The sequence below is a fragment of the Amycolatopsis pithecellobii genome, assembly GCF_009707865.1.
Taxonomy (GTDB): Bacteria; Actinomycetota; Actinomycetes; order Mycobacteriales; family Pseudonocardiaceae; genus Amycolatopsis_E; species Amycolatopsis_E pithecellobii.
Window position 1 is genome coordinate 107,139 of sequence record NZ_WMBA01000010.1, and the last position, 20,340, is coordinate 127,478.

Annotated in this window: 21 protein-coding genes; 11 read left to right on the forward strand and 10 right to left on the reverse strand. The window is 67.4% G+C overall.

Going from position 1 to position 20,340, the window contains the following annotated elements; translation table 11 throughout:
- Nucleotides 1–3: 3 nt before the first annotated feature.
- Both GKO32_RS09715 and GKO32_RS09720 read right to left on the reverse strand, forming a co-directional pair.
- On the reverse strand, nucleotides 4–927 hold the full coding sequence (locus tag GKO32_RS09715) for a dihydrodipicolinate synthase family protein (RefSeq protein ID WP_208024342.1): 924 nt from the start codon (nucleotides 925–927) through the stop codon (nucleotides 4–6).
- An 11-nt stretch (nucleotides 928–938) separates the two neighbouring features.
- Nucleotides 939–1,724 carry an SDR family oxidoreductase gene (locus GKO32_RS09720; protein WP_154756444.1) on the reverse strand — a complete coding sequence of 262 codons (786 nt, stop codon included), beginning with the start codon at nucleotides 1,722–1,724 and terminating at the stop codon, nucleotides 939–941.
- 178 nt (nucleotides 1,725–1,902) lie between these two features.
- Here GKO32_RS09720 and GKO32_RS09725 point away from each other — a divergent pair, with 178 nt between their 5' ends.
- Together GKO32_RS09725 and GKO32_RS09730 are read left to right on the forward strand one after the other, a co-directional pair.
- Entirely contained in the window at nucleotides 1,903–2,994 is a 1,092-nt protein-coding gene (locus GKO32_RS09725; protein WP_154756445.1) for a zinc-dependent alcohol dehydrogenase, read from the forward strand.
- A 12-nt stretch (nucleotides 2,995–3,006) separates the two neighbouring features.
- Nucleotides 3,007–4,140: a DUF3500 domain-containing protein gene (locus GKO32_RS09730; RefSeq protein ID WP_208024343.1), complete on the forward strand. Its 1,134-nt coding sequence runs from the start codon at nucleotides 3,007–3,009 to the stop codon at nucleotides 4,138–4,140.
- Nucleotides 4,141–4,145: 5 nt separating this feature from the next.
- Here the strand turns inward: GKO32_RS09730 and GKO32_RS09735 are convergent, their stop codons facing one another.
- A complete protein-coding gene (locus tag GKO32_RS09735; RefSeq protein WP_154756446.1) occupies nucleotides 4,146–5,048 on the reverse strand; it encodes a LysR family transcriptional regulator in 903 nt (300 codons plus the stop codon).
- Nucleotides 5,049–5,200: 152 nt separating this feature from the next.
- Between GKO32_RS09735 and GKO32_RS09740 the strand changes: the two genes are divergently transcribed.
- Genes GKO32_RS09740 through GKO32_RS09755 form a run of 4 tightly spaced genes read left to right on the forward strand, consistent with a single transcriptional unit; the run spans nucleotide 5,201 to nucleotide 9,186 of the window.
- Nucleotides 5,201–6,358, forward strand: coding sequence for an alpha/beta hydrolase (locus GKO32_RS09740; protein WP_154756447.1), 1,158 nt, complete (start codon nucleotides 5,201–5,203; stop codon nucleotides 6,356–6,358).
- Nucleotides 6,355–7,140 (forward strand): SDR family NAD(P)-dependent oxidoreductase, encoded by a 786-nt coding sequence (locus GKO32_RS09745; RefSeq protein WP_154756448.1) that lies wholly within the window; start codon nucleotides 6,355–6,357, stop codon nucleotides 7,138–7,140. The genes GKO32_RS09740 and GKO32_RS09745 overlap by 4 nt, the downstream gene beginning before the upstream one ends.
- A 36-nt stretch (nucleotides 7,141–7,176) precedes the next feature.
- Nucleotides 7,177–8,517, forward strand: a complete 1,341-nt coding sequence (locus GKO32_RS09750; RefSeq protein ID WP_166459458.1) for an MFS transporter — start codon at nucleotides 7,177–7,179, stop codon at nucleotides 8,515–8,517.
- Between the two features lie 18 nt (nucleotides 8,518–8,535).
- Complete coding sequence (locus GKO32_RS09755; protein ID WP_154756450.1) at nucleotides 8,536–9,186, forward strand: RraA family protein; 651 nt, start codon at nucleotides 8,536–8,538, stop codon at nucleotides 9,184–9,186.
- Here GKO32_RS09755 and GKO32_RS09760 read toward each other — a convergent pair.
- Nucleotides 9,158–9,802, reverse strand: coding sequence for a TetR family transcriptional regulator (locus GKO32_RS09760; RefSeq protein ID WP_154756451.1), 645 nt, complete (start codon nucleotides 9,800–9,802; stop codon nucleotides 9,158–9,160). The genes GKO32_RS09755 and GKO32_RS09760 overlap by 29 nt on opposite strands.
- Before the next feature lie 79 nt (nucleotides 9,803–9,881).
- Here GKO32_RS09760 and GKO32_RS09765 point away from each other — a divergent pair, with 79 nt between their 5' ends.
- Nucleotides 9,882–10,808, forward strand: coding sequence for a zinc-binding dehydrogenase (locus tag GKO32_RS09765; RefSeq protein ID WP_154756452.1), 927 nt, complete (start codon nucleotides 9,882–9,884; stop codon nucleotides 10,806–10,808).
- A 17-nt stretch (nucleotides 10,809–10,825) separates the two neighbouring features.
- On the opposite strand, the gene GKO32_RS09770 is transcribed toward GKO32_RS09765, so the two are convergent.
- Nucleotides 10,826–11,587: an SDR family NAD(P)-dependent oxidoreductase gene (locus tag GKO32_RS09770; RefSeq protein ID WP_154756453.1), complete on the reverse strand. Its 762-nt coding sequence runs from the start codon at nucleotides 11,585–11,587 to the stop codon at nucleotides 10,826–10,828.
- A gap of 113 nt (nucleotides 11,588–11,700) precedes the next feature.
- Here GKO32_RS09770 and GKO32_RS09775 point away from each other — a divergent pair, with 113 nt between their 5' ends.
- The gene (locus GKO32_RS09775) at nucleotides 11,701–12,591 is read left to right on the forward strand and encodes a LysR family transcriptional regulator (RefSeq protein WP_154756454.1); all 891 of its coding nucleotides are present in this window, start codon (nucleotides 11,701–11,703) and stop codon (nucleotides 12,589–12,591) included.
- Here GKO32_RS09775 and GKO32_RS09780 read toward each other — a convergent pair.
- Entirely contained in the window at nucleotides 12,569–13,504 is a 936-nt protein-coding gene (locus GKO32_RS09780; protein ID WP_154756455.1) for an NADP-dependent oxidoreductase, read from the reverse strand. The genes GKO32_RS09775 and GKO32_RS09780 overlap by 23 nt on opposite strands.
- A 14-nt stretch (nucleotides 13,505–13,518) precedes the next feature.
- Nucleotides 13,519–14,976, reverse strand: coding sequence for an MFS transporter (locus GKO32_RS09785; RefSeq protein WP_154756456.1), 1,458 nt, complete (start codon nucleotides 14,974–14,976; stop codon nucleotides 13,519–13,521).
- 88 nt (nucleotides 14,977–15,064) lie between these two features.
- Here GKO32_RS09785 and GKO32_RS09790 point away from each other — a divergent pair, with 88 nt between their 5' ends.
- From GKO32_RS09790 to GKO32_RS09800, 3 genes are all read left to right on the forward strand, one after another.
- Nucleotides 15,065–15,778: a TetR/AcrR family transcriptional regulator gene (locus tag GKO32_RS09790; protein WP_154756457.1), complete on the forward strand. Its 714-nt coding sequence runs from the start codon at nucleotides 15,065–15,067 to the stop codon at nucleotides 15,776–15,778.
- 260 nt (nucleotides 15,779–16,038) lie between these two features.
- A complete protein-coding gene (locus GKO32_RS09795; RefSeq protein ID WP_166459459.1) occupies nucleotides 16,039–17,382 on the forward strand; it encodes an MFS transporter in 1,344 nt (447 codons plus the stop codon).
- Nucleotides 17,379–18,230, forward strand: coding sequence for a sulfotransferase domain-containing protein (locus tag GKO32_RS09800; protein WP_154756459.1), 852 nt, complete (start codon nucleotides 17,379–17,381; stop codon nucleotides 18,228–18,230). Before GKO32_RS09795 ends, GKO32_RS09800 begins: the two co-directional genes overlap by 4 nt.
- Before the next feature lie 11 nt (nucleotides 18,231–18,241).
- Here GKO32_RS09800 and GKO32_RS09805 read toward each other — a convergent pair whose 3' ends face one another.
- The 3 genes from GKO32_RS09805 to GKO32_RS09815 are packed head-to-tail and all read right to left on the reverse strand — an operon-like array spanning nucleotide 18,242 to nucleotide 20,329.
- A complete protein-coding gene (locus tag GKO32_RS09805) occupies nucleotides 18,242–18,886 on the reverse strand; it encodes an amino acid ABC transporter permease (protein WP_154756460.1) in 645 nt (214 codons plus the stop codon).
- Nucleotides 18,883–19,701 (reverse strand): amino acid ABC transporter ATP-binding protein, encoded by an 819-nt coding sequence (locus tag GKO32_RS09810; RefSeq protein WP_154756461.1) that lies wholly within the window; start codon nucleotides 19,699–19,701, stop codon nucleotides 18,883–18,885. Before GKO32_RS09810 ends, GKO32_RS09805 begins: the two co-directional genes overlap by 4 nt.
- The gene (locus GKO32_RS09815) at nucleotides 19,679–20,329 is read right to left on the reverse strand and encodes an amino acid ABC transporter permease (RefSeq protein ID WP_154756462.1); all 651 of its coding nucleotides are present in this window, start codon (nucleotides 20,327–20,329) and stop codon (nucleotides 19,679–19,681) included. Before GKO32_RS09815 ends, GKO32_RS09810 begins: the two co-directional genes overlap by 23 nt.
- Between the last annotated feature and the right edge of the window lie 11 nt (nucleotides 20,330–20,340).

A 20,340-nucleotide genomic window follows, 5' to 3' on the forward strand; every position in this document is an offset into this window, starting at 1 on the left:
GCATCATAACCGTGCCCGTGAATCGCGCCGGGCAAGGCGTGCCAGCAACAGGTCCACGTCGTCACGTTCGACCGCGCTCAGCGAACGGCCCGGCTTCCGTTGGGTGTCACTGGCAAGAAGACCCCGCCGCCGCAAGACGTGCTTGCGGACCGCCAGCCCGACCCCCGGTTGCTGCTCATAGCGGATCAACGGCAGATGCGCGTCGAAGATATCGTGCAATTCCTCCGTCCGCTTTTCCCCGGCCAGGCGAACGACGTCCAGCAGAAGTTCGGGAAAACAATATCCGGTCATCGCACCGTCCGCTCCCCTGCGCATTTCGAAATCAAGGAACAGGCCGCCGTTTCCGCACAGAATCGCCAGTCGCGGGAGCTCGCCCTTTTCCTCCGCCGCCCGCAGCGCCCCGATCTTCTCCAGGCCCGGCCAGTCCTCGTGCTTGAGCATCACCACCGAAGGCACCTCGCGCGCGATCCGGCACAACACCGGTACCGACATCACGACGGAAAACGTCAGCGGATAATCCTGCACCACAATGGGCACGCCGGGACCGAGCGCCGCGGCAGCTTGCGTGTAATAACCGACAATCTGGTCGTCGGTCCGCAAATTCGCGGGTGGCGCGATCATCACCCCCGATGCGCCCAGGGACATGACTTCTTCGGTCAGCGTCCGCATCGCGCCGAAACCCGGTGCGGACACGCCGACGACCACCGGCAGCCGGGTCCGGTCGAGAACAACGCGCACGATTTCCACCGACTCGGCGTGCGTCAGCTTCGGCGCTTCGCCCAACTGCCCCAGCACCGTGAGCCCGTCCACCCCGGCGGCCTCGTAGAAGTCGACGAGACGGCGCAGCGAATCCAGATCCACCTCGCCGCCGGAATGAAAGGGCGTCGGCATGATCGTGTACACACCATGGCTGGTCCTGTCGATCAACGTCACTCCACTCAGATACTGGGAATCAGGCCGCCGTCGACCCGCACGAGGGTGCCGGTGACGTAGGAAGCCGGTGCGCTCGCGAGAAAAGTCACGACCGCGGCATATTCCGCGGGGTCGCCATACCGGCCGAGCGGGATCGACGCCGTGCTTTCGTCGGCGACCTGGTCCACAGCCTTGCCTTCGCGCGCCGCCTTGCTCTCGTCGAGTGCCCGGATCCGGTTGGTGCCGATCCGTCCCGGCACGACGATGTTCGTGGTGACGCCGTCCCGGCCGACCTCGCGGGCCAGCGTCTTCGACCAGCCCACCAACGCGGCCCGCAGGGAATTGGACAGACCAAGGTTCGGAATCGGTGCCACCACACCGGAACTCGTGCTGGTCACCACTCGCCCCCAGCCGCGGTCACGCATTCCCGGGACCACCCGGTCCGCGATCGAGATCACCGAAAGCACCATGGACCGGAAATGCTCGGTCCACGCGGTCGGGGAATTGCCGAGCGCCGCGGTCGGCGGCGGGCCACCGGTGTTGTTCACCAGGATGTCCACCGGCCCGAGTTCATCCTCGATCCGCCCGATGTTCGGCTCGATCGTGGAAAGGTCACCCAGGTCCCATTCCAGCGCGAGGACACGCCCACCCTTGCCACGAATCACCTCGGCCGTGGCCTCCGCCGCCTCCGCCCGCACGTCGGCGACCGCCAGGACGGCGCCCTCCCCGGCGAGCCGGACGGCGGCCGCACCACCAAGCCCGCCACCGGCGCCGTGCACCAGCGCGACCCGTTCCGCGATACCCAGATCCATCGAACTCCTTCCGCTTTCCCGTTCCACCAAAGCGCTTCGTAGGTTCGGGGCGCAAATATCAAACTCTCGCCGCGGCCATAGGAAACGGCTATCGAGCCCCGGGGCGAATCGTCTTGGACACCACGGAAACACCGCACGCAAACTGGTGCGAACCGCAAACCGAAAGTGAGGACCGCCGATGGCCGCGATCCCGGGCGTGATGCGGGCGGCCGTGCTGGCCGACCCCGGCCGGATCAGCGTACGTGAACTGCCCGTCCCGGAACCGGGACCCGAGGACGTGCTGGTGCGGGTGCATCGCGCGTCGTTGTGCGGTACCGACCTCAAGATCCGCAGCCGGGCGTTCTTCCCGGACGGCGGCCCGCCGCCCGGAACCTTCGTGCCGGGCCACGAATACGCCGGCCGCGTGGTGGCCGTCGGGTCCACAGTGGACGAATTCCGGATCGGCGACCGGGTGGTCACCGAGGCGCACCGAGGCTGCATGCGTTGTGCCAACTGCCTTTCCGGGTCCTACACGGCCTGCCTGAACAGTGGTCGTCGCGAAAAAGGGCACCGCACCCAGGGGATGACCGTCAACGGAGGCTTCGCCGACTACGCCCTCAACCACGTCTCGACCCTGCATCGCCTCCCTGATCACCTGAGCTTCGACGCCGGCGTCGTGCTGACCACGGTGGGCACCGTCATGCACGCCTTCGACGTGCTGGGCAGCCTGTTGGTCGGCGCCCGGGTCGCCATCCTCGGTCCGGGGCCGATCGGGTTGCTCGCCACGCAGGTCGCGAAGGAGCTCGGCGCGGAGCTGGTCGCGTTGGTGGGCACCAGGGAATCCCGGCTGAAACTCGGTCGGGCGCTGGGTGCCGGCCTCGCCCTGAACACGCATGACGACGATGCCGTCGCGCTGATCCGCGAAGCCACCGCTGGGGAAGGCGCCGATGTCGTGCTGGAGTGTTCCGGTGCGGCGCCCGCCGTCGACGAAGCACTGCGCATGACCAGGCGTGGCGGCACGATCGTGCTCGTCGGCTTCTTCGGCGAATCCGTGACCACCGACCTCAACCACGCCGTGATGAACGACATCACGCTACGCACCGTGCGCGGTGAGGGCGCCGGTTCCCTCGCGCGTGCCGTCTCGCTGGCCGCCCGAGGACGCCTCGACACGGAAATCCTTGTCACGCACCATTTTCCGCTCGAAGAAGTGTCCGAGGCGTTCGACACCTACGCCGAACGGCGCGGGGACGCGATCAAGGTCATGCTGGATATCACCGACAGCGAAATCTGAGGTGACCCGAGCATGGACGAACACTCGGCCGTCGAACAGATGGCAGCCATCGCGTCCGAATTCCTGGCTTCACTGGCGCCAGGAATCCTTGCCCGCGCACAACAAACTCCGCTCGGTGATCCCGCCGTCGAGGCCGAGCGGGTCCGGTGGTTCTACACGCCGACCGACCACGGCGGGGTCGCGCTGCGCGAACTGGCCCCGCGCCAGCAAAGCCTCGCGATGCGGCTGCTGGCCACCGGAATGACGCGGCAGGCCTATACGACCGCGTGTGTCGTGATGGGCCTGGAGAACATCCTCGACGAGCTCGAGGGATGGCAGGTCGACTGGGGCCGGGAACGGGGCCGTGATCCGGGCCTGTACTGGGTCCGCGTGTTCGGCCGGCCCGGCGATCCCACCTGGGGCTGGCGCGTCGGCGGGCACCACCTGTCGGTAAATCTTCTGGTGCGTGACGGGCGGATCGCGTCGGCGACGCCATCGTTTCTCGGGGCGGACCCCGCGGCGTCGCCGTTGCTCGGCGGGACGTTGCGTCCCATCGGCGGCGCGGAGGATCTGGCGCGCAGCCTGATGGAGTCCCTGCCGCCGGCCGGACGCGCCCGCGCGCTCCTGCACCCGCGCGCGATCTCGGACATCGTTTCCGGAAACCGCGCCCGTATCCGCGCCGGGGACCGGATGATGCACATGCAGAACCTGTTCCGCGGCCGGCTGCCGACACCACGGCTGGCCGCGCAGGTCGATCGGATCGACGAAGCCGCCGAAAGCGGGTCCGGCTACACCGACGCGGACCACGCCCTGCTCGCGCTGCCTTCCGAACCCCAGGGCGTCGCCGGCGTCGAGCTGACCGCCGAGCAGCGTGGGCTGTTGCGGAAACTGCTCGCGACGTACACCGATCGCGCCCCGCTTCCGATCGCGGAGGCGCATCGCCGGCACTACCTCGACGACCACAACCTCGATCTCGTGCATCTGGCCTGGGCCGGTGACCTCGCGCCGGGCAAACCGCACTACTACCGGCTCACCGGGCCGCGCTTACTCGTCGAATACGACAACACCCAACGCGGCGCCAACCACGCGCATTCGGTGTGGCGCGATCCGGACGGCGACTTCGGCTTCGACCCGCTGGCCGCGCATCGCGCAGCCGGCCCCCATTGAACAGCTCAGCAGACGAGCGCGTCCGACGGCAGCTCCTCCGGCGTGACCAAAGGCAGCTCCACGGACGTCAGCAGATCCACGAACCGCCGCGCGAGCTGGACCATCGGACCGCGGCCGTACGCGGTCATTTCCCGGTACAGCGTCGGTTCCAGCGGGCGCACGTGCTGACTCCAGCCGTGCGGGACGGCGTTGGCGGGGATGATCGTGTATCCGATTCCCTCGACCGCCAGGCGCAGCGCGGCGGCGACCTGTCCGACCCGCGCCACGACCCGCGGGGTGAACCCGAGCGAGCGGGCCGCCCACTCGAGCACTTCCGACATCCCTTGTTCGGATTCGAAGTGGACCCACTTGGCGGCGCCGAGTTCGGCCACCGAGGCCCGCGGCGTGTCGTACGGCCCGCGACCAGCCACCACCAGGCTTTCGAAACCGAGCGTTTCGACGGGACCGTCCCAATCCCGCGGCCGCGGTCCGATGGCCAGATCCCCTTGCCCGGCGCGCATCGCGGCCTCGAGGTCACGACGGTGGGAGTAGTCGTGCAGGCGCAGCACCGTAGCGGGATATTCGTCGTGCCAGCGCACGATTCCCGCGGGCAGCACCCCGGACGCCACCGACCGGACCGTGAGCACGTGCAGTTCCCCGACGAACCCGCCCACCAGGTCGGTCACCGATTTTCGGGCCTCGTCCACCGCCGCCAGTACAGCTCGCGCCTTGGGCAGGAAGACCCGGCCCGCGGCCGTGAGCGCCACTCCCTGCCGGCCACGCTCCAGCAGCTCCGCGCCCAGTTCGCCCTCCAACGCCCTGACCTGCTGCGAGAGCGAAGGCTGCGCGACCAGCAACTCGTTCGCGGCCGCGCTGAACGAACCGGATTCGCAGATCGCGACGAAGTATTCCAGCTGGCGCAGGCGCACGGCGCCGACCGTAACACGATAGGCGCGGCCTATGTCCACTGGTCAGAACTGGTATTGGACGGAATTCCGGCCGGACCCGAGGATGGAATCGCGAGCCCGATCGTGCCTTCGGTCACAGCAGGGTATGGCCCCGACAACGAGGAGCATCAGGAATGACGACGCAGTCACAAGCCGTCGAAGAGTTGGCGATCGTGCGGCGGGAGCATACGGGGCGACGCATTGAGACCGAAGAGGCCCTCGCGGCACTGCCCGCCGAGTCGCAGGCCGCGCTGCGCCAGTTCTCGCTCGAACGCACGATGGGCTACGGCGTGGACTACTCCGATGCGGTCGAACTGCGGGCCAGGGTGCTCGGCGGGCAGCGCTGGCAGGAGGCCGCGACCGAACTCGCCGGCACGTGTTTGCGGCGCGCCGATGACGCCGGCCCCGCTCCCCGGCCGACCCGGATCGCGTATCTGCGCCGTTCGTCGGCCTTGCTGCGGATAAGCCAGATCATGATGCTCGCCGACACCGACGAGCGGCGGACGATCTTCGGCGACGCCGCCGAGCAGTACGCCAGGGCCGCCGAGCTGAGCGGTGACCGTGAACGGGTCACGATCGAGACCCCGGGTGGCCCGCTGGCCGGCTGGCTCCTGGCCAGCGACGGTCCCGCCGTCGGCTCGGCCGTCGTCGTCGGTGGCGTCGAAGGCTGGGCCATGGATTTCGACAGCGTCGGGGAAGCGCTCGCGGCGCGTGGTATCGACGCGCTGATGCTGGATGGCCCGGGGCAGGGCGAAACCCGGCTGACCCACCGCCATTACCTCACCCCGCGCTGGCTCGACGCCTTCCGGCGGGCGATCGACTTTCTCGACGCGCACGCACCGGGCCTCCCCATCGGCGTCATCGGCAACAGCATGGGTGGCAGCTTCGCGATGGCCGTCGCCGCGTCGGATACCCGGATCCGTGCGTGCGTTGACAACGGCGGCGCCCCGGCGCCCTCGGCGGTACCGCCGGCCGGAACGTTCTTCACGAAGATGCTCACCTATGCCGGCACCGACGAAACCGAACAGGGGCTGGCCTGCTGGCGTACCGTCACGCCGCTCGCTGCCGGGCCCAACGCCGGATATCCACTGCTGGTCGTGCACGGCGGTAAGGATCCGCTGGTATCGGACGAGATGGCGCTGACGATGCTGCGGGACGCACCGACAGCGGACAAGAAGATGGTCGTCTTCTCCGACGGCGACCACTGCATCTACAACCACAAGCGCGACCGTGACGTACTGATCGCCGACTGGCTGCGACTGCGCCTTGCCGAAGCGAAGGAGAGCATGTGAACGAGACCGGAATGACCACTGTGGACACTCCTAACTGGACTGAACGGTCGGCGATCGTCACCGGAGCCGCCAGCGGGATCGGTGCCGCCGTGGCCGCAAAGCTGGCCGCACGGGGAGTCGCGGTGACGGCGGCGACGTTGCGTGCCGGTGAAGGCGGCGAAGGCGTGGTCAAGCAGATCATCGCGGATGGCGGTCGTGCGCAATTGGCCTTCGGTGACGTGTCCGACGAATCAGCCGTCGCCGGCATTTTCTCCGCGGCGACCGAAAGCTTCGGACCGCCCGATATCGTCGTGCATGCGGCGGGTGGGCTCACCAGCATCGCCGCCACCGCCCAGCTCGAACCCGCCGAATGGGACCGGATGGTCGCCATCAACCTTCGTTCCGCGTTTCTGGTCATCCACGCGGCACTGCCCGGCATGATCGAGCGCGGCTGGGGTCGCGTCGTCACGGTCGCCAGTGAAGCCGGGCGGATGCCGACCCGGGTTGGCTCTTCCGCTTATGCGGCAGCGAAATCGGGCGTGATCGGGCTGACCAAACACGTCGCCCGCGAAATCGCGGCCCACGGCGTGACCGTCAACGCGACAGCACCCTCCACCACGCTGTCGCCCCGTATCCAGGCCCTCTATCCCGACGGCGGAGCCGCCGTCGGCGCCCAGCACCCCATGGGGCGGCTGGCCGAACCGGACGAGCAGGCGGCAGCGATCCTGTTCCTCTGTTCGCCGGAAGCGAGCTATGTCAACGGAGCCTGCCTCGATGTCACCGGCGGTTCCGTGAACATCTGATCCCCTGACAATTCCCCTCAACGACGAGGAATGCCCATGAGATCGTCCGGCGCCCTGAGCGGCAGAAGACTGACCCTTTTCGTACCCGCGTTCTGTTGTCTGATCATCATTTTCGACGGTTATGACGTCACAGTTTTCGGTTCCACCATCCCGGTATTGCTGAAATACCAGCCGTGGCATCTCGATGCCGCCGGCGCCGGGTTGATCGCGAGCCTCGGCCTGATCGGTCTGCTGATCGGTTCCCTGCTGTGCGGCTTCGCGACGGATGTGCTGGGCCGCAAGCGAATGCTGGTGTTCTGTTCGACCTGGTTCTCCCTGTGCATGGTGGTCTGCGCGATCGCACCGACGAGCCAGCTGTTCGGGCTGTTCCGTTTCCTCGGCGGTCTCGGGCTCGGCGGCGTGATTCCGGTCTGCATCGCCTACATCGTCGAATTCGCGCCCCCCTCGCGCCGGTACCTGTTCACCGCGATCGGGAACGCCGGTTTCTCCGTGGGCGGTGTCGCTTCGGCTCTGCTCGGGATAGCGGTCATCCCGGAGCTGGGGTTCCGCCCGATGTACCTGATCCCGGGCGTGCTGCTCCTGCTCATGCCCGTCGCCGTGTTCCTGCTGCCGGAGTCCGCGGATTTCCTGATGTCCAAGGGAAGGATCGAGGAAGCGCGGGAAGTCGCGCGACGCTCCGGGCTGCCGATGCCGTCCGCCGCGACGACCGCACCGGCTACTCCGCAGCGCGGCTGGACAGGCCTGCGCGCCCTGCTGCGCCGACCGCTGCTGGGGAACCTCATCCTGTTCGGCTTGACGGGTTTTGCCGTCCAGGTGCTCATCTATGGCCTGAACACCTGGTTGCCGCAGATCATGCGAGCGGCAGGGTATGGGCTGACTTCGGCACTGGGCTTTCTCGCGGCACTGTCGGTCGGTGCGATCGTCGGCAGCCTCGCGCTGTCCCTGTTCGCCGACCGCATCGGTCCGCGTGGCGTCCTGCTGACCGGTTTCGGCTTCGGGATCGTCGCGCTGGTGGTGTTGAGCGTCGGCCCGCCGACCGCGGCCGTATACGCGGCGGTGGTCCTCGCCGGAGTCGGCGGGAACGGCACTGCGGCGATCCTGCACGTCTTCACGGGCACCTGGTTCCCCCCGGCGGTGCGGGCTTCGGCGGTCGGCTCCTACATGGCGGTCTCCCGCGTCGGAAGCGTCCTCGGTCCGTTGGCGCTCGGCTGGATCGTGGCGGTCGGTCTGCCCGTGCGGTGGAACTTCTACGCGTTGCTGGTGCCGACTATCGTGGGTGTGCTGCTGGTTTTGTTGCTACCGCGCAAAACTCTGGACAATCGTCCGGTGGGTGCCGCTCGGAAGGCGCAGGACCAGCCTGCGCCGGCGCCCCGATAACCGATCCGAGGAGAGTCCATGGAGAAGGCGACTGGCACGCCGTTCGCGGCCGTCGGGACGGCGTCCGTCGCGGATGCCTTGGCAGAGCACGATTTGACCGGTGTCATCGAGGGGCCACAATTCGTGGTGGGCTCGGGAATGTTCCTCGGGCGTGCCGTGACCGTGCAGCTCGATGCTGCCGGGCAGGCCGGCCCCGAGGACAGCAGGCGGATCTGGGACGTGGTCGACAACGCGGCTGCCGGCAGCGTGCTCGTCGTCTCCACTCGCGGTGCCGAGATCAGCGCGCTCGGCGGCGTGATCGCCGGGACCGCGGCGGCGCGAGACTTCGCCGGCGCCGTGACCGACGGCCTGATCCGGGACGCCGACGAAATCGCGAGCCACGGATTTCCGGTGCACTGCCGCCGCGCTCATCCCCGGGCGATCTGGGGTTGTTGTACAGGAACGGAAATCCCGGTGCGGTTCGGCGACGTCGAAGTCGCGGCCGGCGACCTGATCGTCGCCGACCGGGACGGAGTCGTGTGTGTGCCCAAGGGAATCGTCACCGACGTGATGGAACGCGCGTACCGCATCGAGAAGCTCGAACGGCTGTGGGTCGACCACGCCAGGGCCTACCGCTCCATCGCGAAAGGATTCGAAGCGGTCACCGACCAGTATGGCTCGCCACACTGAATCCGACGTTGAGAGCGTCGGGCATGGCCGCGAACGCACTGCGCAATTCGGCCTCCAGCCGTTTGCGGCCAGGCCTGCCGCGAAGCGCCACCCACCGTTCCAGCGCGCACCGGTGGGTGGCGACGGCGAATTCCACGACCAGGCGCAAGCGGAGGTCCGCGGAATTCGCGATACCGAACCGGTCGGCCAATGTGGACACTGCCGACGCGACCGCACGATCACAGAAATCGAGGCCGTGCGCGTTCATCGACGGCGTCCGGGCGGCAAGGCGACGGCTGAGCCGGAGCCGGTGGGCCCACGCGTCGCCCCCCATCCGGTCCAGCGCGGCGAATGCCGTCTCCAGCAGGAACTCCAGGATGGTCCCCGCCGGCGACCGGGTCTCCAGCTCTTCGCCGAAGACGTTCCAGAAGTCGTGCAACGGAGCCATGCCGACGTCTTCCTTGCTGGTGAAGTAGCGGAAGAAGGTGCGTTTCGACACCTCGACAGCGCCGCACAGGTCGTCGAGGGTGGTCGCGTCGAAGCCGTTCTCGGTGAACATCTCGAGCGCCACGTCGATCAACTCCTGGCGCGTTCGCTGCTTCTTTCGCTCGCGCAAGGAGACGCTGCTGTCGCTCATCACCAAAGTGTAGCGGAGACGCAGTTGACTCACGTAGGCTTATGCCACTTAGTGGCACTTTCTAGGAGGTTTCGCGGAGATGCGCGCGCTGCTCGTCGACCCAGCTGTTCCCGGCCGTCTTCGGTTGGGTGAGGCCGAAAATCCCCGTCCGGCAGCCAACGAGGCGCTCGTCCGCGTCAGTGCGGTCTCGTTGAATTCGGGGGAGGTCAAGCGCGGTATCCAGGAAGCCGCCGCCGGGGAGGTACTCGGCTGGGACGCCGCAGGGGTCGTCGAACGGGCCGCGGCGGACGGCTCCGGCCCCGCGGCGGGCACCCCGGTCGTCACGATCGGCCCGGCGGGCGCGTGGGCGGAACTGCGGGCGGTGAACACGGATCTGATCGGGATCGTCCCCGAAGGTGCGGACCTCGGCGCCATCAGCACGGTGCCTGTGGCCGGGGGCAGTGCATTGCGTGCGCTGGACCGGATCGGCCCGCTGCTGGGCAGGCGGATCGTCATCACGGGCGCCACCGGGGGCGTCGGCCGCTACGCCGTACAACTCGCCCGCCGCGGCGGCGCACACGTGATCGCGTGCACCGGCGACCCGGAGCGTCACGGGGAAAGCCTTACGGCGCTGGGTGCCCACGAGGTGATTACCGCGCCGGCGCAGCTCGACGAGCCGGTGCACGGCATCGTCGACACGGTCGGCGGGCAGCAACTGGCCGACGGTTACACGCGGCTGGCGGAGCACGGCACCCTGGTCTCGGTGGGCCGCGCGGCACCCGGTGAGCAGACCTTCCCGGACGGCGCGTTCGCCGGCCCCGCCGGCCACGACCGCACGCTGACCACGTTCTATTTGCTGCGCTGCGAAGGAGTCGGGCGCGATCTGACGGTGCTGGCGGGCTTGGTGGCCGCCGGCGAACTCGACGCGAACATCGCCTGGCGCGGCCCGTGGCAGGACGTTGCGACGGCCACCGAGCGCCTCGTCGACCGCCGGCTACACGGCAAGGCCGTACTCGACGTCGTCTGATCGGATCGCAGACCTGATCATGGCTGCGGTGCGAGCTGGGCGCCTCCCGCCACGTGCAGTACCTCTCCGGTGATGAAAGCCGCACGTGGGGAGGCAAGGAAGGCCACCGCTTCGGCGACGTCTTCCGGGGTGGCGAGCCGGGAGAGGAGGGTCATGGCCGTGTGGCGACTCAGATGTGCTTCCAGTTCCTCCGCGGTTCGCTTCTCGCTGATGAAGGGGGTGTGGACGGTGCTGGGCGCGACGGCGTTGACGGTCACGCCCAACGGTGCGAGCTGCACCGCGAGGGCACGGGTGAGTCCGACAACACCCGCCTTGGACGAGACGTAGCCGAGCGGGCCACCGGAAAGCCATGTCCTGGACGAGATGTTGACGACCTGGCCGCCGCCCGACTGTGTCCACAGTGGAGCCGCGGCCTGGCACAACGATGCCGGTCCCCACAGGTTGACCGCCATCATGGCGTGCCATTCCGCCTCGGTGATCTCGCCGAACGCGCTTTTCTGGTTCAGTGCGGCGTTGTTGACCAACTGGTCGAGGCGCCCATAGGTATCGGTCAGTTTTGCGACCAGAGCCTTGTTACCCGCGTCCGACGACACATCGGCCGCCCAGCCCTCGAACACACCGCCCGTTTCGGCCGTCAGCTCCTTGGCGCGTGCTTGCGCCCGAGCACCGTCCCGGTCGGCGAGGATCACGGTCGCCCCGTCCTCGGCGAGACGTGCCGCGATGGCGCCGCCAAGCGCACCGGCGCCGCCGGTAACCACGGCGACTCTCGTTTCCGTCATCGTTGTCCTTCCTGCGAAATCCAGCCCGGAACTCATCGTGACCCGGGATGCGGCCGGACAAGAAATGCCGGCTGAGCTGGCGTGCGATGCCCTGAAGGCATATCTTGAGTGCCATGGTGGAGCTGCGGCACCTGACCTACTTCCGCACCGTGGCCGAACTCGGTTCGATCGCCAAGGCGGCGACGGCGCTCCACATGACGCAACCCACGCTCAGCCGCCAAATCGCCCAGCTGGAGCGCGCGCTCGGTCACCAGCTGCTGCGCCGGAGTCCGCGTGGCACGTCACTGACTCCGGCCGGTCAGGGACTGCGCGCCCAGCTGGGCACGATCTTCCAGCAGATCGACCGGATTCCCGAGGTCCTTCGGGCCGCTGCCGTGTCCCAGCGGTTGGTCCACTGTGGACTTCCCCCGGGGCTGCCGCACGAGTGGTTCAGGCGGTTCGGCAACGTGCTGGGAGAACGCAGCCCACGGGTGAAACTGTCGCTGCACGAAGGCAACAGCGAAGAGCAACGGGCGTGGTTACGGGAGGGGCTGATCGACGTCGGACTCGTCCACTTCGAACTCCCCGAGCTTGATTCGGTGCTCGTGCTGACGCGGTCGTTCGGATGCGCCGTGCCCGCCGGCAGCACGCTCGCCGGGCGAAGTTCGTTCACCCTGGGGGATCTCGACGGGCTGCAGGTCATGGCTCACTCGGCTCAGGAGAACCCGGCCGAGGAGGTTCGGCTGCGAGCCGCCGCGGAAGCCGCCGGCGCGCATATCGATTGGCAGTTCCGGAAGTTCTCGGAGCACAGTTCGCTCATCGCGGAGAGTTCCGGTGCGGACGCCGTCCTGATTGGACAGACGTCGGCCGAACGGCACTTTCCGTCCTGGCGCTGGGTCCCGATGGATTCGGCGGACGAGGTCAACTCGGTCATCCGGACGTGGGTCGTGTGGCGTGATCCCGACGTGCCCGGCGTCAGGGAGTGCATCGACGCGATGCTGGCTACGAGCCGCTCCCGAGCATGACGCCGGGCACGATGAGGACCAGGCGTCCGCGCACCTGCCCGGTCTCGCTGGTGCGGTGGGCTTCGGCGATGTCGGTCAACGGGAAGGTCCGCTCGACCGGCAGCCAGAACTTCCCGGCTTCGACCAGTTCACCGATCCCGGCCAGCGCGTGGAAGGCATTGCCGTCGACGAACCCGTTGCTGAAGTGCACACCGTGCTGCTCGGCGCCGGCGAAGTCGGCGAGGGTGATCACGTTCTTCACGTCGCCGGCGAGGTCGATGAGCTCAGGCAACACACCGTTGCCCGCCACGTCGAGCGCGACGTCGACGCCGTCGGGAGCCAAGGCGCGAACCCGGTCGCTCATCCCTTCGCCGTAGGTGACCGGCTGCACGCCCAGCATGGTCAGGTACCCGCTGTTGCGGGCGCTGGCGGCGCCGATCACCCGCGCACCACGGGCGACGGCGAGCTGGACGGTGGCGCTGCCGATACCGCCGGAGGCGCCGTTGACGAACAACGTCGTTCCCGCGCTGACAGCCAGTTGGTCGAGTGCCCGGGTGGCGGTTTCCAGCGCGACCGGTATGCCGGCGGCGTCGACGAACCCCAGTGACGGCGGGATGACCGCGCGGTAGGTGAGCAGGGCCAGTTCGGCGGCCGCGGCCTGGTCGTCGGAGATGCCGAAGACCCGGTCGCCGACAGCGACGTCGGTGACGCCCTCGCCGACCTCGTCGACGACACCGGCGACGTCGGCACCGGTCGTCTGGGGCAGAGTGGCGCCAAAGCTGAGTTCACCTCGGCGGATCTTCGAGTCGCTGGCGCTGATCCCGGCCGCACGGACCTGGATCCGCACCTGCCCGGGACCGGGGTGGGGGGCAGGCAGGTCCACGATCTCCAGGACCTCGGGACCGCCGTACCGCGTGAACTGCACTGCTTTCATGGTGATCTTCTCCTTCAGTGGGTGAGCACGGGCTCGGGGTTGACAGGCAGCCGGCCGCCGCGGAAGAGCCCCGCGGACACCAGCGCGCCGGCGAGGAAGAGAGCGGCGGCGATCCAGAACACGAAGTGGTACCCGGAGAGAGTCGCCTGCGCGATCGTCGCCGGGTTGCTCGCGGACGCGCCGTGGGCGGTGAGGTAGTGCGTGGTCGCGGTCGCGCCGAGCGAGCTGAACACGGCAAGCCCGATCGAGCCGCCGACCTGCTGGGTGATGTTCGCCATCGCCGACGCCACACCGGTCTCGTGCGGCCGCACGCCGCTGGTGGCGGCGTTCTGCCCCGGCCCGAAGACCATCCCGAGGCCGAGGCCGATGACGAGCAGGCCCGGCAGCACCCCGCCGGTGTAGGTGGAGTCCGCGTCGATGCCGGTGAGCAGCACCATGCCGACGGCGGCGAGCAGGCTGCCGATTGCGACGATCGGCCGGGGTCCGACGCGCGGCAGCAGCACGGCGCCGGAGAACACCGCGCCCACCATCACCAGGACGACCATCGGCAGGAACGCCAGGCCGCTCTGCACCGGCGTGAAGTTCAAGGTCTCGGCCAGGTAGTAGGTGACGAACAGGAACACCGCGAACCCGCCGGTGCCCGAGATCCCGATGACCAAATAGGAGGCGCCCCGATCGCGGTCCAGGACCACCGACAGCGGTAGCAGCGGATCGCGGACCCGGCGCTCGACCAGCACGAACGCGACGACGAGGAGCACGCCGAGGAGCGCCGGGCCCACCGTCCAGAAGTCGCTCCAGCCGCGGGTGGCGGCGTTGCCGAGCCCGTACACGATGCCGAACAGGCCGGCCAAGGCCAGGACGGTGCCCGCGAGGTCCAGCCGGGTTCGGTCCGGCCGGGCGCGGTCGACCAGGAACACGAGCGCACCGGCGACCGCGACCGCCGCGATGAGGACGTTGACGTACAGGCACCACCGCCACGACAGGTTCTGGGTGAGGACTCCGCCCAGGAGCAGGCCCAGCGCGCCGCCGGCGCCCGAGATCGCCCCGAAGACACCGAATGCGCGACCGCGCTCGTCCGCGTTATCAGCGAACGTCACCGAGACCATCGACAACGCGGCCGGCGCGAGGACGGCGGCAAACGCGCCTTGGGCGATCCGGGCGATCAGCAGGAGCCCGAACCCGCCCGCCGCGCCACCGAGGGCCGACGCGGCCGCGAATCCGATCATCCCGGCGATGAACAGGCGTTTGCGGCCGAAGAGGTCGCAGAGCCGGCCGCCGAGCAGCAGGAGGCTGCCGAAGGCGAGCGCATAGCCCGTCACCACCCACTGGCGGCTGTCGTCGGAAAACGCGAGATCGCGCTGGGCGGTCGGCAGGGCGATGTTGACGATCGTCGAGTCCAGGATGACCGTCAGCTGGGCCAGGCTGAGCACGACGAGCGCGAGCCACCGGTTGCGGCTCACTCCAGATTTCATGCGACTCCGATCTTCGACGAGCTCTGACTTACCGATGGTACATTAACTTATCACCGATAAGTCAAGTGTCGATGGGTAAGGTGACCCCATGTCCGACGAACAGCCGCGAACCCGTACGAAACAAGCCGGCGCAGGCGGTTCCGAGGTCCTCTGGCTCCGTGACACGGGGCCGCGCCCGCCGCGGCGGAACACCCCGCTCACCTTGGAGCGGATCATCACCGCCGCGATCGCCGAACTGGACGCGGCGGGCGCGGAACGGCTGACGATGCGCAAGCTCGCCGAACGGCTCGAGGTGACCTCGACCGCCCTCTACTGGCACGTCGCGACCAAGGAGGACCTGCTCGACCTCGCGCTCGACCACGTCGTCGGCGAGGTTCCGGTGCCCGCACCCGACTCGCAACCGCGCGCGGGACTGCGCACGGTGCTCACCGGCTGGCGCGCCGCGATGCTGGCCCACCCGTGGTCACCCGGACTACTCGGCCGGCCGATGCTGGGACCCAACGTCCTGGCGCGCACCGAGTTCATCCAGGCCATGCTCGTGCGCGCCGGACTGTCCGGAGTGGACCTCGCCGCCGCCACACGAACGCTCGCCGGCTTCGTGATCGGAGCGTCCATGGCCGACGCCACGTGGCGCCGGCTGGACGACCCGGGCGCGATCGCCAAAGTCCGAGCGCACATCCTCGACGCGGCTGAGCTGTACCCGACACTCAGCACATCGGGGTTCGTCGACGCGGCGTGGTCCGACGACGACCTGTTCGTCCTCGGCCTCGAACGCGTTCTCGACCTGCTCCTCCCAGCCTGAACAAGGGCGCTGTGACCACAGCGCCAGAGCCTGGAATATCTCCGCCAAGTGGTCCGTGGATAGCGACAAAAGTGGTACTTGCGCGGTCCAAATGAGGTACCCAAAACACGGGTCGCACTAGGTAGCGTTGCAGAGATGAGAGAATCGGATACCTCGTTCGCAGCAGGGTATCCAAACAATCCAAAATTGCCGTGCCGCGCAGCCGGAGCAGTCGCGTGGCGTTAGCGGGGTTGTCCGACAGATCGGTGAGCCGATTTCTGGTGGCAGTCGTGCTGTCAGTCACGAATTTCGTGGCGGTATTTGACGGCATCGTCGTCACGGTCGCGCTTCCCTCGATCCAAGCCGATCTCGGGCTGCGACAGCTTGACGCACAATGGTTGATCACCGCCTATGCGGTTGCGCTGGGGGGAATGCTACTGTTCGGCGGTCGCTGCGGTGATCGGTATGGACGGCGGCGAATACTGGTCATCGGCCTCTCGCTTTTCGTGGGAGGGCTTCTCGTCGCAGGCGGTGCATGGGCGCCGTGGCTACTGTTCACGGCGCGTGCCCTTCAGGGCTTGGGGGCCGCATTCGCGATCCCGAACTCGTTTGCCATCATCAGTGCGTTGCGCCCGCCTGATTTCCGTCGGCGAATCTTCGCATCGGTGGCTGTCGCGGGTGGGCTTGGCGCCGCTGGAGGCGCGATTATCGGCGGACTGATGACCGAGGGCCTGGGCTGGCGCTTCGTCTTTCTGCTCACCGCACTCGTGGCCGGCGCAGCGGCTGTGCTTGCCACGAAGGTGCTCGACGGTAGCGCGTGCAATTCGGGACCAGGCCGCCCGGATCTCGTCGCGGCGTTCCTGTCATTGGCAGGGCTGGGACTTCTTGTCCTCGCCATCACCGACATCGCCCGAGCCGGTCTGCTGGCGCCGGCCACGATGACGGCCTTCATACTGTCCGTGCTGTTCCTCGTCGCCTTCGTGGTACGAGAGCGACACTCGAAGGCGCCATTGGTGCCGTCTCGAATTCTCCGGGACCGGGCGTTGTGGGCGGCGGTGAGCGGACTCCCGGGGGTGGTGTTCGCTTATGACGGCACCGCGTTCATCGGACCGTTGTTCCTCCAGCAGGTCGCCGGTTTCCGGCCGCTTGAAACAGGCTTGGCGTTCGGTCCGCTGGGTGTCGCTGTGCTTGCCGGTTCTCCGATTGCGGGATTCGTGTTGCGTCGGTTGCACTGGTCCCTTGTTGCTGCTGGTGCGCAACTGCTGTGCACAGCCGGATTGATATTCCTTCAGCGGGCTCCGGGACACGCTGGTTACCTCACCCATGTCCTGCCTGGCCTGATGCTGATTGGCACGGGTGCGGCGATTTCGGTAATAGCGTTCAACAGCGTGGCGGGGAGCAACGCCAGGCCGACGGACCATGGTGGCGTGTACGCGGTTTACGAGACCGTGAAATACCTGACCGGTGCTCTCGCGGTAGCGACACTGAGCACGGTCGCAGCTGGAATGGGTTCCCTGGCCGATGGCTACGGACTTGCTTTCACCGTCAGCGCTGTAATCGCATTCACTTGCGGTGTGGCGGCGTTGATCGTTGGACGTCTCACGCGGAAGGACATACGAGCATGACGGAAAAGATCTATTACCTTCTGCACGGCCTGCAGGATCGCTACAGCGCCCTCTATCAGGACAACATTGCCCGGCTGGGCCCGCACGACGTTGTTGTCGCCAGCATCGGCAGTTCGGGCCAATCGTTCCTCGGCAACATCCTCCTGGAATTGGGACTCAACTACGCTGACCCCTACACCGAGGCCTTGAGTGAAGACGGCACGAGCGCCGGCGTGCCGGCTTACGCCGACTACCGGGACCGTCTTCCAGCACACGAACCGGCTGAACTGACCTGGCCCCGGTTCGTCAAAACGCATTTGACGCCTGAGTTCTTCGATCATCGGCCATTGTTGGGTTCGTGGATCCTCGTCCGGGACCCGCGGGACGCCCTCTACTCGTGGTACCGCTTCCGGACAGAGTTCGTCCGTGATCCGCTCGATCAGTTGGCCACGTCTTTCGACGACTGGCTGTGCAGGCCGGGGCCTAGAGGGCTCGACCGTATCGACGACTGGGCGGACTTCTATGACCGGTGGAGTCGTTGGAGCCCCCGTCGGTGTGCGATAAGTACATTCGAGGACCTGAAACAGAACTTGGTACCGACGCTGACTGAAGGTCTACGGACCTTCGGGATCGCGGCGGACGACGCACGGCTCGAGTCGGCGATCCGCAGAAGCAGCTTCGACGCCATGCGCGGTCATGAACGGCGCTACGGAGGCGCCGGCGCCGGCATCCTGCGCCGGGGCCGTCCCCATGAATGGAAGGATTGGATGACGCCGTCAACAATGAAACATTTCACCCGGGACACTATCGCCCCGGTTGCGGCGCGGTTTGGTTATCACCTTGGACCGCAACAGCCGAACCTTCGGTGAAGATCGTCGCGTCAACGCATCCAGACAAGTCGGCCGCGCAGGTATGCAACGGCTCGGGAGATGGCGACGTTGAGGATGATGTAGATGGCTCCGGCGATCGCGTAAATGGCCAGTGGCTGGTGGGTATTGCTGGCACCGTTCTGGGCGTGGGCGAGAAGTTCTTGGACACCGATGACGTACAGGATGCTGGTGCTTTTCAGTTGGATGATGATGAAGTTGGTAAGCGCGGGAAGCATGGCGGTGACAGTTTGGGGGAGCGTGATCGCGGTGAGCGTCCGGGGGGAACTGAGGCCCAGGGCCGCCGCGGCTTCGGTTTGACCGGTGGGGACGGCGGCGAGTCCGGCGCGGAAGATCTCGACGGCGTAGCCGGCACCGTAGGCTATGAGCCAGAGCAACCCCGCGGTCCACGCGGACAGGAATACGCCGAACTGTGTCAGTCCAAAGTAGAGGATGAACAATTGCAGGATCGGTGGTGTTCCGCGGATAAGCTCGACGTAGGCGGCGACCAAGGCTCTGACGATGGCGGGAGCGTGCTGTCGGGCGACGGCGAGCAGCATGCCTGCGACGAGCGCGGCGGCGGTGCCGAGCGTCCCGATCTCAAGTGCGGTGACGGTGCCCTCAAGCATCTGCGGGAGGTAAGCCCAGAAGTCGCTCATGACACTGCCGATCGGGAGCCGGCGGTGCCGGCTCCGGCCGAGTGGTAGCGCAGGACCCGGCTGAGGAAGCTGCGGCTGCGCTCAGATCTCGGGCTGGTAAGCACTTGCGCGGCGGGGCCGATTTCGGCGAGCTGGCCGTCAGCCATGACGGCGACGGTATCGGCGACTTCGCGAGCGAACTCTATCTCGTGGGTAACGAGCATGATGGTCATACCGGTGTGGGCGAGGCTCCCGATAGTGTCGAGGACCTCGCCGACGAGTTCGGGATCGAGCATGGACGTGGGTTCATCGAAAAGCATGATCTTCGGTTCCATGGCCAGTGCACGGGCGATGGCGACACGCTGTTGTTCACCACCGGACAGGCGGCGTGGGTAGGCGTTCGCGCGCGCGGTAAGGCCGACCTTGTCCAGTAGCGCGTCGGCACGTGCGCGTGCTTGGTCGGGGCTGAGTCTGAGCACCCTCATCGGCGCGAGCGTGATGTTGTCGAGGACGGTGAGGTGGGGAAAGAGGTTGAAGGTTTGAAAGACCATGCCCACCTCGGCCCGCAGGCGGCGCTGGGCGCTACGTCGCGAGATGGGTACCCGAGACGGCCGGCTGCTGCCAGTCAGTTCGTGGTCGAGCACATGGATCGAGCCGGCTTCGAAAGGTGTCAGCTGGTTGATACAGCGGATTAGTGTGCTCTTCCCAGTACCGCTGGGGCCGATGATGGCGACGACCTCGCCGGAGCGGACTTGCAGGGAGAGGTTGTGGAAGATGGTGCGGTCCGCGAAGCGCTTGGTGACGCCGCGGATGTCAATGGCGATGTCGCTGGACATGGGCTTCCCAGTAGGTGAGTGTGCGGGAGATGAGCAGATAGACACCGAAGTACATGAGGCCAGCCAACAAAAACATGTCCATGGGCCGGTAGGTGATCGAGGACGCGTTGTTGGCATGGCTGGTCAGTTCGGCAACGCCGAGGACCACGACGAGGGACGTGTCCTTGATGAGGTCGGCCACGGTGTTGGTGGCCGGTAGCAGGATCGGTAGGAACGCCTGCGGAAGGATGACCCGCAGCAGGCGCTGCCCCCTGCCCAGCCCGAGGGCGTCGGCTGCCTCGTGTTGCCCGCGCTCGACCCCTTCGAGGCCGCCACGGAAGATTTCACAAAACAGCGCGGCATAGAAGCAACCGAGTCCGGCGACCGCGGACCAGAAGGCGGACCAGAGCACCCCGAGCTCTCCTAGGCCGTAATAGACCAGGAACAGTACGACTAGTGCCGGGGTGGCCCGGGCGGTCTCGACGTAGACGGTCGCGACGGCTCGGATTGCCCGGACACGAGACAGTCGGGCCGCGGCGAGGACGACGCCGAGCGCGATTGCGAGGACGAGCCCGTACCCGGTCAGCTCGACGGTGACCTTCAATCCGTCGGCGAAGTCGGCGGCGTATTGGCCCCAGAGACTGAACACGTCACACCTCC